The organism is Sphingomonas sp. Ant20 (assembly GCF_000783375.1).
Taxonomy (GTDB): Bacteria; Pseudomonadota; Alphaproteobacteria; order Sphingomonadales; family Sphingomonadaceae; genus Sphingomonas; species Sphingomonas aerolata.
The window spans coordinates 175,900-191,481 of record NZ_JRVI01000046.1 but is presented as its reverse complement, the minus strand read 5'-3'; the positions used below and the strand labels follow the sequence as shown (position 1 = coordinate 191,481).

Annotated in this window: 17 protein-coding genes and 3 pseudogenes; 14 read left to right on the top strand and 6 right to left on the bottom strand. The window is 62.8% G+C overall.

The genetic code is table 11. From position 1 onward, the window contains the following. Both NI18_RS08595 and NI18_RS25600 read left to right on the top strand, forming a co-directional pair. Positions 1-495 (top strand): annotated as a pseudogene (locus tag NI18_RS08595) (transposase); the annotation flags it as partial. 591 nt (positions 496-1,086) lie between these two features. Next, complete coding sequence (locus NI18_RS25600) at positions 1,087-1,251, top strand: hypothetical protein (RefSeq protein ID WP_183937264.1); 165 nt, start codon at positions 1,087-1,089, stop codon at positions 1,249-1,251. 194 nt (positions 1,252-1,445) lie between these two features. On the opposite strand, the gene NI18_RS08590 is transcribed toward NI18_RS25600, so the two are convergent. Then, complete coding sequence (locus tag NI18_RS08590) at positions 1,446-1,772, bottom strand: hypothetical protein (protein ID WP_037529369.1); 327 nt, start codon at positions 1,770-1,772, stop codon at positions 1,446-1,448. Positions 1,773-2,020: 248 nt separating this feature from the next. Between NI18_RS08590 and NI18_RS08585 the strand changes: the two genes are divergently transcribed. The 3 genes from NI18_RS08585 (at position 2,021) to NI18_RS24250 (ending at position 4,841) form a co-directional block, all read left to right on the top strand. Continuing rightward, positions 2,021-2,413, top strand: a complete 393-nt coding sequence (locus NI18_RS08585; protein ID WP_037529366.1) for a DUF3768 domain-containing protein — start codon at positions 2,021-2,023, stop codon at positions 2,411-2,413. Positions 2,414-3,828: 1,415 nt separating this feature from the next. Next, positions 3,829-4,479 (top strand): ParA family protein, encoded by a 651-nt coding sequence (locus NI18_RS08580; RefSeq protein ID WP_010165073.1) that lies wholly within the window; start codon positions 3,829-3,831, stop codon positions 4,477-4,479. Beyond that, on the top strand, positions 4,476-4,841 hold the full coding sequence (locus tag NI18_RS24250; RefSeq protein ID WP_128082145.1) for a hypothetical protein: 366 nt from the start codon (positions 4,476-4,478) through the stop codon (positions 4,839-4,841). The genes NI18_RS08580 and NI18_RS24250 overlap by 4 nt, the downstream gene beginning before the upstream one ends. 426 nt (positions 4,842-5,267) lie before the next feature. Here the strand turns inward: NI18_RS24250 and NI18_RS27940 are convergent. After that, positions 5,268-5,667, bottom strand: a pseudogene (locus NI18_RS27940) (VOC family protein). 70 nt (positions 5,668-5,737) lie between these two features. Further along, positions 5,738-5,998 carry a hypothetical protein gene (locus NI18_RS23225; RefSeq protein ID WP_084215114.1) on the bottom strand — a complete coding sequence of 87 codons (261 nt, stop codon included), beginning with the start codon at positions 5,996-5,998 and terminating at the stop codon, positions 5,738-5,740. 307 nt (positions 5,999-6,305) lie between these two features. On the opposite strand from NI18_RS23225, the gene NI18_RS08565 reads away from it, so the two are divergent. From NI18_RS08565 to NI18_RS08555, 3 genes are read left to right on the top strand one after another with little or no spacing between them, the layout of a single operon-like run. Further along, positions 6,306-6,869 carry a hypothetical protein gene (locus tag NI18_RS08565; protein WP_306286300.1) on the top strand — a complete coding sequence of 188 codons (564 nt, stop codon included), beginning with the start codon at positions 6,306-6,308 and terminating at the stop codon, positions 6,867-6,869. Next, complete coding sequence (locus NI18_RS08560) at positions 6,866-8,299, top strand: relaxase/mobilization nuclease domain-containing protein (protein ID WP_306286299.1); 1,434 nt, start codon at positions 6,866-6,868, stop codon at positions 8,297-8,299. Before NI18_RS08565 ends, NI18_RS08560 begins: the two co-directional genes overlap by 4 nt. After that, on the top strand, positions 8,296-9,174 hold the full coding sequence (locus NI18_RS08555) for a hypothetical protein (RefSeq protein ID WP_037529360.1): 879 nt from the start codon (positions 8,296-8,298) through the stop codon (positions 9,172-9,174). The genes NI18_RS08560 and NI18_RS08555 overlap by 4 nt, the downstream gene beginning before the upstream one ends. Before the next feature lie 477 nt (positions 9,175-9,651). Here the strand turns inward: NI18_RS08555 and NI18_RS08550 are convergent, their stop codons facing one another. The 3 genes from NI18_RS08550 to NI18_RS08540 all read right to left on the bottom strand — a co-directional run bounded on the left by NI18_RS08550 (position 9,652) and on the right by NI18_RS08540 (position 11,256). Then, positions 9,652-10,155: a DsrE family protein gene (locus NI18_RS08550; RefSeq protein WP_052149082.1), complete on the bottom strand. Its 504-nt coding sequence runs from the start codon at positions 10,153-10,155 to the stop codon at positions 9,652-9,654. A 70-nt stretch (positions 10,156-10,225) separates the two neighbouring features. After that, positions 10,226-10,636 carry a metalloregulator ArsR/SmtB family transcription factor gene (locus tag NI18_RS08545; RefSeq protein ID WP_037529358.1) on the bottom strand — a complete coding sequence of 137 codons (411 nt, stop codon included), beginning with the start codon at positions 10,634-10,636 and terminating at the stop codon, positions 10,226-10,228. After that, positions 10,633-11,256 carry a peroxiredoxin gene (locus NI18_RS08540; RefSeq protein WP_037519507.1) on the bottom strand — a complete coding sequence of 208 codons (624 nt, stop codon included), beginning with the start codon at positions 11,254-11,256 and terminating at the stop codon, positions 10,633-10,635. The genes NI18_RS08545 and NI18_RS08540 overlap by 4 nt, the downstream gene beginning before the upstream one ends. A gap of 73 nt (positions 11,257-11,329) precedes the next feature. On the opposite strand from NI18_RS08540, the gene NI18_RS08535 reads away from it, so the two are divergent. From NI18_RS08535 to NI18_RS08510, 6 genes and pseudogenes are all read left to right on the top strand, one after another. Continuing rightward, complete coding sequence (locus NI18_RS08535) at positions 11,330-12,259, top strand: MBL fold metallo-hydrolase (protein WP_008830447.1); 930 nt, start codon at positions 11,330-11,332, stop codon at positions 12,257-12,259. Then, positions 12,259-12,696, top strand: a complete 438-nt coding sequence (locus tag NI18_RS08530; protein WP_183937832.1) for a YeeE/YedE family protein — start codon at positions 12,259-12,261, stop codon at positions 12,694-12,696. The genes NI18_RS08535 and NI18_RS08530 overlap by 1 nt, the downstream gene beginning before the upstream one ends. Continuing rightward, a pseudogene (locus NI18_RS08525) lies at positions 12,696-13,118 on the top strand (DUF6691 family protein); the annotation flags it as partial. The gene NI18_RS08530 and the pseudogene NI18_RS08525, both read left to right, overlap by 1 nt. A 15-nt stretch (positions 13,119-13,133) precedes the next feature. Next, positions 13,134-13,574 carry a TIGR01244 family sulfur transferase gene (locus tag NI18_RS08520; protein WP_306286308.1) on the top strand — a complete coding sequence of 147 codons (441 nt, stop codon included), beginning with the start codon at positions 13,134-13,136 and terminating at the stop codon, positions 13,572-13,574. Then, on the top strand, positions 13,571-14,803 hold the full coding sequence (locus NI18_RS08515; protein WP_037529352.1) for an FAD/NAD(P)-binding oxidoreductase: 1,233 nt from the start codon (positions 13,571-13,573) through the stop codon (positions 14,801-14,803). The genes NI18_RS08520 and NI18_RS08515 overlap by 4 nt, the downstream gene beginning before the upstream one ends. After that, positions 14,800-15,582 (top strand): sulfite exporter TauE/SafE family protein, encoded by a 783-nt coding sequence (locus tag NI18_RS08510; RefSeq protein ID WP_037529349.1) that lies wholly within the window; start codon positions 14,800-14,802, stop codon positions 15,580-15,582. The genes NI18_RS08515 and NI18_RS08510 overlap by 4 nt, the downstream gene beginning before the upstream one ends.

Here is a 15,582-nt window from a genome sequence, read left to right as displayed (position 1 = left end):
TCACGCGGTGTTCAGCGCCACGTGGCAGCGGTGCCGCGTACATTTCGCGCGCAACGCTACGGCCCATGCCGGCAAGAGCGGGCGGCGCGTCGTCTCGGCCTTCATCGCCACCGCGTACGCACAAGAGACGCCCGAAGCCGCCAAGGGTCAGTGGCGCAAGGTCGCCGATCAGCTCAGGCCCAATGTCCCCAAGCTCGCGAAGCTCATGGACACTGCCGAGGAGGACGTGCTCGCGTACATGTCGTTCCCGCCACAGCATCGCACCAAACTACATTCGACCAATCCACTTGAGCGCCTCAACGGCGAGATCAAGCGGGCGCACCAATGTCGTCGGCATCTTCCCCAACGAGGATGCCATCACCCGGCTGGTCGGGGGCCATTCTGCTCGAGCAAAATGATGAGTGGGCGGTTCAGCGGGGGCGCTACATGACACTGGAAAGCGTGACGCAATTGAGCGATGATCCCACCGTCACGTTGTCGTCCATGGCGGCGTGATCGACCCGGCCATGTCCGGAGATCAAAGCGGCTACGCCGCTGAAGCTACACCACGCGGTGGGACACGATCGTCTGGGTTGCTGTCTCGAAACGAGTTGGCGTCTCCCGGCGAAGCCGGGACCGTCGCTCTATTCCGCTTCGCTTCACCGAGCCCGTAGCCGGTCTCGGCCCGTTCGGGTGACGATCGACTGACGGGCGCGCAGCGCGGCAACTTCTTTCCGGAAAGCGGCAACTTCCTTCCATCTTGGCCCGGCCGGGGCTGCACCGCCGAACAGCGCACTGTGCCCGTCGACATTGGAGCGCAGAGAGGGGGCACGGACTGGGCAGGTGTCCACCGCGCCTGCGCGAGGGGGCGCGTCTCCGGCGACCCAGCGTTGCGCCGCGACGCTTCGTGCAGGCGGGCTTCACCCCCCTCTTGAGGCGCAATCCTTGGGACGCTCAGGGCCTTGTACGATCAACCCGCAAGGGGTCCGGGCGCTTCGCTACGGCTTTTTTTTCGCATGCGAAAAAAAGTGATCGCGGCCCTTCCCCGTCCTGTCGGGCGCCTGTCGAGCGGGGATGAAACCCGCCGGCTTCACAGGAGCCTCGGACATGTTCAACGATATCTGGATCGCCCGCAAAAACGCCATGGGCCTCGCAAGAACCTTGATGGTGGCAACCATGGTCATCGCCGTCGGCACCCAATATTCCGTCATCACCGCCGAAGATCACGACAGCTCGCTCACGATCGTCAACGAGTACGACCCTTACGCCTGAGCCTCCCGGGGGGCTTCGGCCCCCCTCCCCTCTGCGCTCGTCAACCGTGAAGGCGCCGGAGCGGGCATCGAGCCCGCCCCGGCCCTGCTGCGCAAGCACGGCAGCGCCGCGAGACGAAGGGCTTCTACTTCTTTCTATCCACCGCTTGGGTGCGGGATCCAAATTCAGACGGTATCTCTTCCGGAGGCGGGCGATCAGCTCCACGCCCTCCGGACAGGCGGCAGTTCCTCTAACACCTTCATCAGCCGTGGGTCGCGCAGGAGCGTCACCCATTCGCGGCCATAGGTTCGCGACGCCAGATAGAAGGTAGACCCTTCGCACTCGACCATTCGGCAGCGCTCCAGCTTGTCGACCAGCGAATAATCAGAGCCGTGGCGTGCCACGATGTCTTCCAGCTCGGCCCGCATCAGAGTCCCGCATTTGCAGCAGCGAGTCCGGACCAACGCCTTCATCCGGAGCATATCGCCAGCGCTGTCCATCCAGCGGGGCCACAGGGCAACGATGTTGGCAGCCGTTTCCATGATCGCACGATACGCCGCGATCGGCGTGGTCGTCCAGCATCAGCCTCGACGTGAAGTCTTTTCCAGCTCGACGATCCGCGCGGCATTTCGGGCTCGTACGTCCTGGCCGGGGCGCTCCCCCGCGCAAGCCCGCCAGCGGGCTTCTCCACTCCGTTTCGACCCTTTGGGTGCGCGAGCGACCTATGCCCCGGCCGTCCTGTCGCCTGTCGAAAGGCCCCGATCGTCGGGGTCAATGGCAGGAGACCATCATGGCCGAGCAAACGCCTCAATCGAACCACGCCAAGGGTGGCGCAGCGGAGATCGCCCGCCTCAACGACTGGCTGCGCGAGCATCTCACCGCCCCGGGCAACAACCGTGTCGTGATGACCAGGGGGATCGCAGACCTGATCGGCGACGTCAGCCTCTTCCGAAACTTCCGCAAGCGGGCGGAGCTGCTCCGCGCGGTTCGCGACTTCGATGCCTTTGATGACGCGATCGATCCGTACGGCGAGCACGACCTGGGCCGGTTTCGGTTTGAAGGCACCGACTGCTACTGGAAGATCGACTATTACAATCATGACCTGAGCGCGGGCTCGGAGGATCCGGCAGATCCCTTCAAAACTACGCGCGTCCTGACGATCATGCGCGTCGACGAACGATGATGCACCGCCCCGGCGTGATGGCGTCGGGGCTCTTCGTTCTGCCGAGAGGATCGGATCACGAATGTCGAGACCCGCCTCCCCACTCAACGCCCTGCGATGAGCGCAACCGAGCGCGTGCGACGGAAACGCGAGGTCGACTTCCCACGTGGCAACGTCCGTCATGAAGCGGCATTCTTCCCGATGAGATCGAGTGCCTCAATGCCCGTGACCTCGCCGCGGAATTCGATAGCGACCAGCTGAAGGTCGCGATTTGGGCAACGACGGTTGTACGGGAAGGGTGATTGGCGCGCGTGGGAGGCAAGACCGTCGCGTGGGTCGGCGCCTCCCCTGCCCTACCAACGTCCGAAAGGCTCTGTCGTCGACTCTGTCCATCGTGACGACCGGGCGGAGCCAGCGTCAAGGATCCGCGGTTCCCCCAATTTTGACGCGGCCTTCGCTTCGCTTCGACCACGACAAAATCGGCACCCCCCCGCCCCGCTTGCGCGGCCGCTGCGCGGTCCTGTGACCCTGACCCCACCCGATCGTCAGCCGGCATCCGTCTCAACGAACAGACGGAGGTTCACATGCACGTCCAAACCGCACGCACCCAGGCATGGCTCGCTGAATTTGCAAGCATCCAAGCGGAGATCGCAGCACACGGGATGCCCGAGCCGGCACCCCCGCCCGCAGTAAAACGGACGCGCAAGCTCAAGCCGCTCTGGGAGGAATGATCACCGATGGGGCTGCTTCGGCAGCCCTCAATGCACAGACACGCGGCGCTATTTTTCGTGGGCCCGCGTTGGATCGCAAGGCGCCGGCCGCGGATTTCGGACAGCCGTCCTCGCCACATCGACGCCGGATTACGCCGATGCCGCGCTTTGTCCGTTTTTGCGCGGTTCTGAGGTGGCGGCCGCGATGCTTCGGCGTGGAGTTTCCCGGTTGCGGCGCCTTTCGGGGCTGGTTGGTTTTTCGGCGGGCAGTTCGATACGGCCTGGCGGGTCGCCTTTGTGCGAAATCGCACGTTTGGACCTACCGCGTCGCTAGTTGGTAGCAACCAGGCAGCGATGCAGTAGCACGCTGTTGGAAGCCCGTCATTTTCAGTATGTCATTGCACACGAGGAAAAGTGACCTCGTCACTGTGTAAGCGCACTGGCGGTTCTGGGCTTGCTAGCATCTTGCTACCAAGCAGCAAGCGTGCAAGTAGCTACGTAACAGCAACCCGATAGCGCCAAAGCCGCATCATAACCGCAGTCATGTCGCCATCAACAACCAATAAGGTTGCGACAAGACCGCGACGCGATCGCGTCAAGGCCGCTAGACGCTAGCGACCAACATGCGCTATAGTGGCGCTTGAGTGCTGGCTGCTACTTGGTAGCAACCAGGCCGCAAGCGGAGAGCAGCATGCCAGTCATTAGCTTCGTGTCCCCGAAGGGGGGGTGGGCAAAACCACCGCAACACTCCTGCTTGCTGGAGAACTCGCGGACGCGGGTGGCACCGTGCGCCTTATCGATGCTGACCCGAACCTTCCGCTGGTTGAATGGGGGCAGCTGCCGGGACGTCCAGATGCCATCACTGTCGTTGGATGCCGCGATGAAAACGCGATCATCGACGAGATCGAGAGGGGCGCGTCGGAAGCGCGCTTCACGCTGGTCGACCTCGAAGGCGCGGCGACCGCGACCGTCACGTTCGCAATCGCGCAAAGCGATCTGGTGATCATTCCTTGCAAGGGGTCGCATCTGGATGCCACCCAGGCTGCCCGCGCTATCAAGCTTGTCAAACAGACGGCACGAGGCACCAGGACAGAGATCGATTATGCAATCCTGTTCAGCCAAATTCCGCCGGCGCTGCGCTCGAACAATCAGAAGGACATCGCGGAGCAGTTCAACGATGCTGAAATTCCAGTCCTTCCGGTCATGATCTACAATCGCGAGGCCTATCGCGCGATGTTCGCCGCTGGTGGAACGCTTCGCACCATCAACGACAAAGGCGTCGGTAATATGAAGGCAGCGCTCGAGAACGCCGAGGCCTATGCGGCAGCAGTGATCGCAAGGCTGCGTAAGGCGCGTACCGTGAAGGAGGCAGCATGACCCGGTCCCGGCTCGATCTCTCGGAGTTCGATGATACGCCCCCGAACAAGGATCCAGCCAAGCTACGCGAGATCAGCGACGGGGCGGGCTTTCCGTCGCGTCCGGCCGTTCCCGCTGTAGCTGCCCCGCCTGTAGCGGCGCCCGTGCCTCAAGAGCGCCCCCAAGCCGGGACATTCCAACGGCCGCCACGCGTAACCGGCAATCGCAATATCGCGATCAACGTGAGGGTAGATCCCGAGACCGCTGCGCGACTCTATGCTCTTCGTGACGCGGACCCGGCACGCAAACGCGTGCTCGCCGACGTCGTCGCAGACGCGACGCTCCTGCTCTACGAGCGCGAGATTGGCGGGGCTGCTCCATAGGTAGGGCAGGGGGCTTGCATGGCCGTCAGTGCGGCGACGCAACGCAATCCTGGTTGACCGCCCGCGCGCCGCTGAACCTCGTTAAAGGCGGCCCCACGATCGAATGGATAGGGCGTGATACCCCGCTTGGCAGGACCGAGACGGCGCCCGAAACACCATACGAGCCGCGCTAGCGTGCAGCGGCGCATGGGCGATCGCCAGCCACCAACACGGCGCATCTATGGTCGGCCTGCAGGGGAGGGGGGCAGCCTGATCCGGCGCCGTCAATCTGCTTTCGGGTATCCTGCTCGGCCGCGCTGAAGCGAGCGCCGGCCGTCAGCCTCCGTCGGCACAACACCCAGACAGGCCGTGGCTGCCAAGACTAGGGAACCGCTGCGCGTTCGATCCCAGCCAATGCCCTTACCGCATAGAATGGCGGATCGAAGGTCATCCCTTGCCCACGCTAGGTTCGATCAAATCCCATCGGTTTCCGTAGAGGTCTTCGAAGACCGCCACCGTGCCATATGGTTCATGGCGAGGCGCTTCGACAAAACGGATGCCCCGCTGCGTGTAAGCGAGGTGGTCACGGGCAAAGTCGTCTGTTTCGAGAAACAGGAACACGCGACCCCCCGCTTTGATCGCCGATCGCCTCACGTTGCCGGTCGCCAACCGCTCGCGCTAGTAACAGTCCGTTCGCCGCACCATGCGGCGCGACCACCACCCACCGCTTGTCATCAGTCAGCACGGTATCTTCACGCACTTCGAAGCCAAGCTTCTGAACGAAGAAGGAGAGCGCGGTGTCATATTCGTCGACAAGGAGAGTGGTCAGGTTCAAGCGTTGAGGCATCCGATCACGCTGCCCTGGTCTGGACGCCAAGCCAACGCCGGCTTTTCGCCTGGATGGTGGATCGAGAAGCCTAGCCTAGCGACGCAAGCTGGCTTGCCACCGCTTTGCCGCCGTGTTTCGAGATGGCCGTCGCGATTGCCCGGGCATCCGCTTTGTCGATCGCTGCAATTTTAACCCGCTCGAGCGCTGCGGTGAGAACCGGACGACCAGCGTCCCGAGCCGTCTGCTCCGCCGCCTTTGCCTGTTCATCCAGATGAGCAAGTTCCGCTTTTAGAGCTTCCCGCCGAGCCTCGATTGTTGCGAGATCGACGACGTTTCTTGATCGGGCCATTCTTCGAATCCGGTTCCAATAGAGAACAACTTACCATGTTGCGGGCGATCCGGGAGATAGCAGGTAGGCGTACCTGATCGTGCAAACGCCTTGCGCCGGGACCACAAGACCGAAAGCTACTTGTCGCAAGCGCACAGTCAATCACTTTTCACCTCCGCGTTTGGAGTGATTTAGCTCCAAAGAGGTCGTTGTTTCATGAGGATAGGCAATTACTAGGGATGGCAGGATATGCCTCACGGCACCAATGTTTAACATTGGCTTGTGGGGGCCGCTGCACGGGGCTTTTAGGATGAATGTAGGCCTGCGGTTGAAGGACGAATTGGTCGCCGAGATCGACCGCGTTGCCGCGGCGAATGGGCAAACCCGCAGCAGCTGGATGGCAAGCGTACTGGCCAACGCCGTGCTGGCCCCGGAGAACGATGACATCCCGGTGCTGCCAATTCAGGGCAGGGGGCATCCCGACGACCTCGTTCGCGTCACCGTCCGACTCGACCGGAGCGAGGTCGAAGGCATCGACACCGTAGCGGCGCCGATGAAGATGACGCGAAACGAATGGATCAAACGCACGCTTCGCTGGCAGCTTTGGGACAAGGCGGGCGTGCTGAGGCTGGCTCCGGCCACCCAGGTTGAGATCGTCAAATTGCGCAAGCAGGTGCTTCTGATCGGCCGAAACATCAACCAGGCGGTCCATGCGATGAACGCAGCGAACCAGCCCGAAAGCTCGCTCGACACAGCTCGCATCGCCGGTCCCTTTATCGAAAAATGTGAAGAGCTGAACGCGCTGCTGTTTACGACCCGGCTGGCCCTCTCGGCCGCGATCGGGGCAGAGGTCGGGTACTGGACCGAAACCTACCGAGGTTCAGCAGCGTGAGCTTCCGCTTCTCTTCCGGGACGATGGACTTCATGGCGGGCGTCTTCGCGCCGCCGAAGAAGTACCGCCTCGGGACTGGAGGCGGCAGCGCAAAGGGCCCGAGTACCGGGGGCACGATGCTCGGCCTTGCCGTCGCATCGATGTTCCCGAAGGCCGCATCATCTTTGGCCACGTCGCGTGCCAGTGCGCAGGCGAAGCACGCTTTCGGGGGCGGATCGCAGGCCCGGATAAACGGCCGTGCAGTGATGACTGCGGATCGCACATCACGTCGAGTTCCAGAGGTTATGGTGCGGATCACGGGGCGTCAGCATGGCGGCGGACACGTCCTTGCCAACTTCGCATACATCAGTCGGCTGGGCCATGGTCCCGACGAGGAACTCGGGCTTGAAACCAGCGAGGGCGTCGTGCTGCGCGACGGACGGGACATGCAGATTCTCGCGAAGGATTGGCACAACTTCGAGATGGACGGGGACGCCAGGCGCAAGGGTGCAACGTCCATCTCGATGATCCTTTCGATGCCGTCGGGGACCGATCCGGAGCGTTTGAAAGCGGCGGCCCTGGACCTCGCACGCGAGGAGTTTGCGAACCGGTCGTGGGTTGCCGGCCTTCACGTCGATCGCGACCATCCGCACGTTCACATCACGATCGCGCGTCGCGATTTCGACGGGCGCCGCTTTCATCCGGACCGAGATGATCTGTTTCGATGGCGGCAACGCTTCGCCGAGAAGCTCCGCGAACGCGGCATCGAGGCCAACGCCACGCCGACCAGGGCGCGCGGTATTGACCCCGCGCATGAGCACATTGCGGTACAAAAGATGCGCGACAAGGGGCAGGTTCCGCGGCTCGATAGGAGCCGGGCGGAGCGCGCCATGCGCCTCCGCGACCGAGGTATATCCGACCCGGTCGAGGCCATTATTGCAAGTCGGCAGGCAACCGTTCGCGCGACCTATATGCGATCCGTCGCAGAGCTGTCGGCTTCGCCCTCCCTTGCCGATCAGGTGGTGGCACAGAGCCTCGGGCGGTTCGTCGCGGCATTGCCGCCGCCCGAGCCCAACTCCGCTCGGGCAATGCGTGCCGCTTCACCGTCCCGCACGCGCGGCGCGATCGTCGATGCTCGGACGCGCCCGGCTGTTGCGGACCCCGGGCGCGATCCGATCACCGCAGCACTGGAACGTTCACGCGTCATGCGTGGAAAGCTGGAGGCCAAGCAAGCACTCCGGGAGAGCCCCGAGCGGACCGAAGACACTCCGCATGAACACCGACCCTCAGTGGTATCCGAGCGCCTTCGTTCGCTTATGGCCGAGGCCGAACGGCAGGCCACAGCACCGACGCCAAGCAAGCCGGAGGAGGTCCTTCGCGAGATATTGGATCGTGATCGCTCAACTCTGGACCGCGCGCGTTCGCCGGATAGGGGGAGGCCAGAACGATGAGTACGGACCAGGTAAGCGTTGCTCTGGCGGGCGTTCTGGACGCGTTGACGCTCGTTCAGGAGCAGCTCGATGCGCTGACCGAGAGCAGCCAGCGCATTGAGGCGACACACAAAGAGATCGTCAGCAGGCTCGACACGATCGATGCGGGCCAGGCCGCCGTGACGGATCTAACGCCGATCCTCGAGATGATCCTAGCGCGATCGATCGACGATCGTGAGATCATGAAAACGCAACTGGGTACGATTGCGGCGGCGATCGGCTTCGCCCATGCCGCCGCTAACGGTAACCGGGCACCCCTGCCTGTCGCAGTAGCCAGCGATCCGCTCCTCGAGCGCTTTATCCTAACCCAGCCTGCGGATCTGGCATCGAAGGAACGGGCTTTGACGGACTGGCGCAACGCCGCGTCGACCACCACCACCGCGGAGCTTATCTCTTTCCTGAACCATCAGCAGCAGCCCTCACCAACGGATACCTCAGAATCCCGGGTCCTGCGCTACCGCCTGGTGGCAATTACGCGGGCCGAGATCAAGGGGAGGGGGGCCGCGCCGCCAGGACCGCCGGACACCACGGTTGCGGGCGATCGAACGGCCTCGGCTTGCATGATCCGGTCCCACCAACTTGCCGGCCTATGGCGAGCAGGGGAAAGCGCAGCGCTATACAGTGAACCCGAACTGGCAGGCGCAATAGATCTCTTCGACGATACGGAGCGCAGGCTGGGGTCTGCGGCTGGTGTGGATTTTCCACCCGAGCTCGGCTCGCTTCACAGCGATCTAGCAACCCGCATCGAGGCAGGCGAACGGCCGAGCATAGGTGACAGTGGCCCGGCTTACAGCAGCGAACGTGCGACTACGGTCGAGCCCAGCAAGGACCGTTAGACGGCGTCCGGTAGAGTGAATTGACGGCTTCCGACCAGATTACGAAGTTCACTGGCGTTTCGCCAATGTCCGGATCGGACAGGAGCGGCCGCCCGAGCTTCACGAAACTGTCTGCCGGCACTCGCCAAGTCCCGGTCGTTAGCGCCAAAATCTAAGAGCCTTGGAAGCCTGATTATGACACGCGGTTCTGATACCTACAAACAGACGGAAAACCGCGCTCCGGACAGCGGTTCCAAAACCGACCGAGACTGTTGAAAAACTCGGCGAGCCGGCAGCGCAGCCACGTCGCGCGTAATATGATTGCTTACGGATAGCGGCTTTACACCAGGAGTTGCGATGGTTGACGCGATACGAGAAGAATATTGCTCAGACCAACGCCCCTTCCAAGCCGAAGCGACTTTTTCAACAGCCTCGACCGGTTATGACACCGGCAGCGTTACCGACTGGAATGATGAAGCAGGAAGCGTATCGGCGCGATCAGTCTGGGATCAGCGCCCAACCACGCAGCTGCAACGTCGCCAAAGTAGTCAGCGCAGACACGTCGGTCTCGACACTCTTTTCTACCGTAGCGGGGTCGATCTTGTTGCCAATAAGAGCTTGGCTGCATACCCGAACGGACACACCCGCCTTCTTCAACGCCTCAATCAAAGCAAGGTTGGGGTTCGCAGCTACTCCCGTCTTTATCGCATAGGCGCGATCTTCGGTAACGATGGGCGTCGCCGGACCGTGGACGATCACGACGACATCGCCTTGTTCTGGACGAACGCCGTCGTTGCCTAGCAGGTTCAGGAAGCGGGCGACCTTCTCCAGAGATGGATTGATCTTATCCGGCGTTGCCGCGGCCTTGGTCACATTGAACAGCACGCGATAGCGCAACTTGCGATCGGGCCGTTCCGCAGCACCTTCGATGGGTGTGATCGCGCCGTATCCCGCTATCACCGCCTGCCCGGGCACGCTGGCTAAAGCACTGACGCTGCTCATGAGTGACAAGCATCCTGCAACAGCAATGATTGGCATGCGCATCCGCTTTTTCCTTTTTCAGTCAAAATGATCAGCCAACTCTCGCAAAAACGGCCGCACCGATATTTTGCGGTCGAACCACGGAGGGCGTCTCGCGCGGTCGTACTTGGCGGAGGGCGGGGGCTGTTTGGGGGGCCGACAGATCGTCGGCTCCAAACATCGCCTCCAGGGTTCGCACGCACAATGCGGCTGCGTCGTCGGCAAGGCGGTAGTGAACCTGTTTGGCCTCACGTCTGGTCTTAACGAGTTCGGCGCGCCGTAGCTCGGCAAGCTGCTGGCTGAGCGCGGGTTGTGTCACGCCCGTGGCGGCCTCAATGTCCGCTACCTGCCGTTCGCCGTCTAAGAGATAGGACAGGATCATAAGCCGCTGAGGCTGCGCGAACACGCGCAGCTTCTCGACTGCGACGTCGGCGAGCGCGCGGGACTGGTAAATCGCCGTCACCGGTCAGCCTTCGTTTGGTGAAACCAGTCGGCGCCTGCGTTCCCCGGCAAAGCGGGAGGCAGGAGCACGTCGTCGCCCGGCTGCCAGTCAGCGGGCGTATAGGCCTCGCCATCGGCCGAACGCTGCAACGCCCTGACCGTGCGAAGCATCTCGTCGACCGAGCGCCCGACATTCATCGGATACCAGCTGAGTGCGCGGATAATGCCTTTGGGATCGATGAAGTAGGTTGCACGTACCGTTGAGGCATCGCCAGCCTGCTCGTCGAGCATGCCGTAGGCATACCCAACCGCCATCGACGGATCCTCGATCACCGGAAACGGCACCTCGACATCAAAAACGTCGTGGATCGCGCGAAGCCAGGCGACATGAGAGTAGAGGCTGTCGACCGACAGCCCCAACAATACGCAATCCAGCTCCTCGAATTGAGGGGCCGCTTTAGCCAAGGCCACAAACTCGCTCGTGCAAACCGGCGTGAAGTCAGCAGGGTGCGAGAAAAACACAATCCAGCGCCCACGATACTGATCGAGCGCAATCTCGCCCTGAGTGGTGCGGGCGGTGAAGTTCGGGGCTGCATCCCCGATGCGCAGCGAGCGCGGCATGTTCGCTTCCATCATTTCCATTCCTCCCAAATGGCACGAACACCCCGTTGACGCAATATGCTTACACAGCTACATAAACCATGAGTCTGTTTAAATGGAGATGGTCATGGACCCGGTTTTGAGCGAAGCCAACGCCCAGATCAGACGCGCAAAAGCGGCCGGATCGCCGGTCGTTCAGTCCTTCTTTGATGAGCCTACCAACACAGCGACCTACGTCGTTTGGGACGTGGCGACGAAAAAGGCTGCGATCGTCGACAGCGTCCTCGATTTTGACGCCGCGGCTGGCCGGACCAAAACCGCGTCGGCGGACGCAGTGATCGCTTACGTGCGGGATCAGGGACTGACGGTCGATTGGCTGCTGGAAACCCATGCTCATGCCGATCACCTGTCTGCGGCACCTTATCTTCAGCAGGCGCTTGGCGGGCAGCTCGCGATCGGTCGTGAGATCATCCGGGTTCAGAACGTGTTCGGCAAAATCTTCAACGCCGGCACCGATTTTGAGCGCAACGGTTCCGAGTTCGACCGGCTGTTCGAGGACGGCGACCGCTTTGCCATCGGCAACATCGACGCCATTGCGCTGCACGTGCCCGGCCATACGCCGGCGGACATGGCCTATGCGATTGGGGACGCGGTCTTCACCGGCGATACGCTCTTCATGCCCGATTACGGCACCGCGCGGGCAGACTTCCCTGGTGGCGACGCACGCCAGCTATTCCGCTCGATCCGCCGGCTCATGCAGCTGCCGGACGAGACGCGCCTGTTCCTCTGCCACGACTACAAGGCGGTGGGTCGCGACCAATATGTCTGGGAGACGACTGTAGGCGCACAGCGTGTCGGCAACGTGCATGTCCACGAAGGGGTCAGCGAAGACGACTTCGTCGCGATGCGGACCAGTCGCGATGCCACCTTGTCGATGCCCAAGCTCATCCTGCCCTCGATTCAGGTGAACATGCGCGGTGGTCATTTGCCGGAGCCGGAAGCCAACGGCACCCGCTACCTCAAGATCCCGCTGGATGCGTTGTGATGCTGGGCTTTCCGCATGCCATGCCGCTCGAAGGCTTCATCGGCGGGCTGATGATCGGTGTCGCCGCGGCGATCATGCTGCTCGGAAACGGTCGCATCGCCGGAGTCAGCGGCATGTTCGCGAGGGTTTTGGGTCTTTCCGCTGGAGGTCCACCATGGGCAATCGCGCTGCTTTTCACCGCGGGTCTGCCTTTGGGCGCGGGTATTGTTGCAGCCAGCTTAGGCGTGAAGGCCAGCTTTCCGACATCGCTTTCGCTGATCGCCGTCGCCGGTCTGATCGTCGGTATCGGAACACGGCTCGGGTCCGGGTGCACCAGTGGGCACGGCGTATGCGGCCTGTCTCGCCTGTCGCCCCGGTCCATCGCCGCGACCGCTACGTTCATGGCGACCGGCGTCGTCACGGTCACGATCATGCGTCTGTCCGGGGTAATACTGTGATGCGCCAGAACCTCATTTCACTCGCCAGCGGGACGCTGTTCGGCGCCGGCCTTGCCGTCTCGGGAATGATTGATCCGGCGCGCGTGCGGGCGTTCCTCGATGTCACCGGCGCGTGGGACCCGACCCTGGCGTTCGTCATGGCGGGCGCAATTCTGCCGATGGCGATAGCGTGGTTCGTCGTGCGGCGTTGCTCGACCCCGATCGCGGCCGAACAATTTCACACGCCCGCCACCTCGCCGATCGACCGGCGCCTCATCGGCGGTGCGGCCTTGTTCGGCATAGGCTGGGGCATCGTCGGATTGTGCCCAGGTCCCGCCATTGCCGCACTGGCGATCCAGCCTCTGCCGGCACTGGTCTTCATCGCTGCAATGGCCCTCGGCGTTGCCGTCCACCGCTTTGCATTCACTTCCCGCCGTTCGGCTGATCAGACAGGAGACATCACATGGCTTTCAAGCAGATCACCTCGTCCTTCTCTGCCGCCCCCCCAGCTGACGCAAGACGACCTCGCCGCTGCCGCGAAGGCAGGATATCGCTCGATCATCTCAAGCCGCCCGGACGGCGAAGAGGCGGGCCAGCCGAGCGCGGAAGAAATGGCCCGAATGGCAGGCGAACATGGTCTCGCGTTTGCCCATGTCCCTATCGTACCGGGCAAGGCGACTGACGCCGATGCGGATCGCATGAAGGAGGCGCTAGCCACACTGCCACAGCCTACGCTCGGCTTCTGCCGTAGCGGGACACGCGCGGCGACCTTGTGGGCGTTGGCCGAGGCCGATCGCGCCGATCCGGCGACGATCATCGCCCAGGCAAAGGCTGCCGGGTACGACCTTGCCGATTTGACGCCTGCGCTGAAGCGCCGTTCCGAAAGGGTGGATCAATGACCTACGACGTCATCATCATCGGGGGCGGTGCCGCCGGCATCGCGACAGCCTCCAGCATTCTGAAGCGCAACGCCAAGGTGACGATCGCGGTCGTCGATCCGGCCACGGACCACTATTACCAGCCTGGCTGGACGATGGTCGGGGCCGGCGTCTTCACGCCCGAGCAAACCCGCAAGGCCGAAGCCGATGTGATGCCTAAGGGCGTCCGCTGGATACGGTTGCCCGCGATCACCATCGACCCCGACCGCAACGCGATCGAGCTCCAAGACGGTGGCACATTGACCTATCGCGTTCTGGTCGTCGCGCCCGGGCTGCGCCTGGCGTGGGAGAAGATCGAGGGGCTGCCTGAGGCTCTCGGCCGCAACGGCGTCACCTCCAACTACCGCTACGATCTGGCACCCTACACCTACCAGCTCGTCAAGGAGTTGCGGCAGGGGCGGGCGCTGTTCTCGCAGCCACCCATGCCGATCAAGTGCGCCGGCGCACCGCAGAAAGCGATGTATCTCTCCTGCGACATCTGGCGGGATAGCGGCGTTCTCCCAGCTATCGACGTCGAGTTCCATAATGCCGGCGCAGCCCTGTTCGGGGTCCCGACCTACGTCCCGGCGCTGATGGAATATGTCGAGAAGTACGGCATCGATCTCAGGCTTGAGTCCAACCTGGTCGCGGTCGACGCCGATCGTCGCGTCGCCACGTTCGAGCGCAAGCAGGACGGCGTCTCCGAGCGGATCGAACGTGAGTTCGATATGCTCCATGTCGTGCCACCTCAGGTGTCACATGCGGTCGTCGCCAATAGCCCGCTCGCGGCTGCGAACGGCTTCGTCGAGGTCGACGAGACTACGCTGCGGCACAAGCGATTTGAAAACATCTTTGGCCTTGGCGATGCCGCTGGCACCAGCAATGCCAAGACGGCCGCTGCTGCTCGCGTCCAGGCGCCCGTGGTCGCCGTCAACGCGCTGGCCGCGCTCGACGGCAGACCCCCCGTTGCCGACTATAATGGTTACGGCTCATGCCCGCTCACGGTCGAACGCGGTAAGATCGTCCTCGCCGAGTTCGGCTATGGCGGAAAGCTGCTGCCCAGCTTTCCATCCTGGCTGCTCGACGGAACGCGTCCCACGCGCGCCGCCTGGTTCCTGAAGGAGCGCATGCTGCCCCCGATCTACTGGCAGGGCATGCTGAAAGGCCGCGAGTGGATGGCCGCCCCGCATGAAATCGGCAAGGCAGCATGACTCTCGAACCGATCCAGTATCTGCTTGGCGCCCTTTCGGGCAGCTTGGTCGGATTTACCCTTGGCCTCGTAGGCGGCGGGGGCTCGATCCTCGCCGTACCGCTGATGGTGTATCTGGTGCGCGTGCCCGATGCGCACCTTGCAATCGGCACGAGTGCGTTTGCCGTGGCAGCCAATGCCGCGACCGGTCTTATCGGTCATGCCAAGGCTCATACCGTAAAATGGCGGTGCGGGGGCATGTACGCCACAGCGGGCGTCATCGGTGCGCTGCTCGGATCCACCGTCGGCAAGGCCGTCGATGGCGGCAAGCTGCTCTTTCTGTTCGCGCTTGTCATGGTCGTTGTCGGCGTCCTGATGCTTCGCGGGCGGGGTGATGCAGGTAATCCCGGTGCGGAATGCAACCGGGAGAAGGCACCCAAGGTGCTGGGCTACGGCCTTGGGACGGGCTTGTTCTCAGGGTTCTTCGGCATCGGAGGTGGCTTTCTGATCGTTCCGGGCCTGATCGGATCGACGGGTATGCCGATCCTCAACGCTGTCGGCACGTCGTTGATTGCTGTCACCGCCTTCGGCCTGACGACCGCCGCCAATTATGCATTCTCCGGGCTGGTCGACTGGCCGCTTGCCTTCGTCTTCATTGGCGGCGGGGTCGTCGGCGGGTTGATCGGCACACGCATGGCCAAGCGCCTTGGCTCGGGCGGAACGCTTACCACCGTCTTCGCGGTGCTGATCTTCGTCGTGGCAGCTTACATGCTCTGGAAGAGCGCAGGCGCGTTTCTCTGA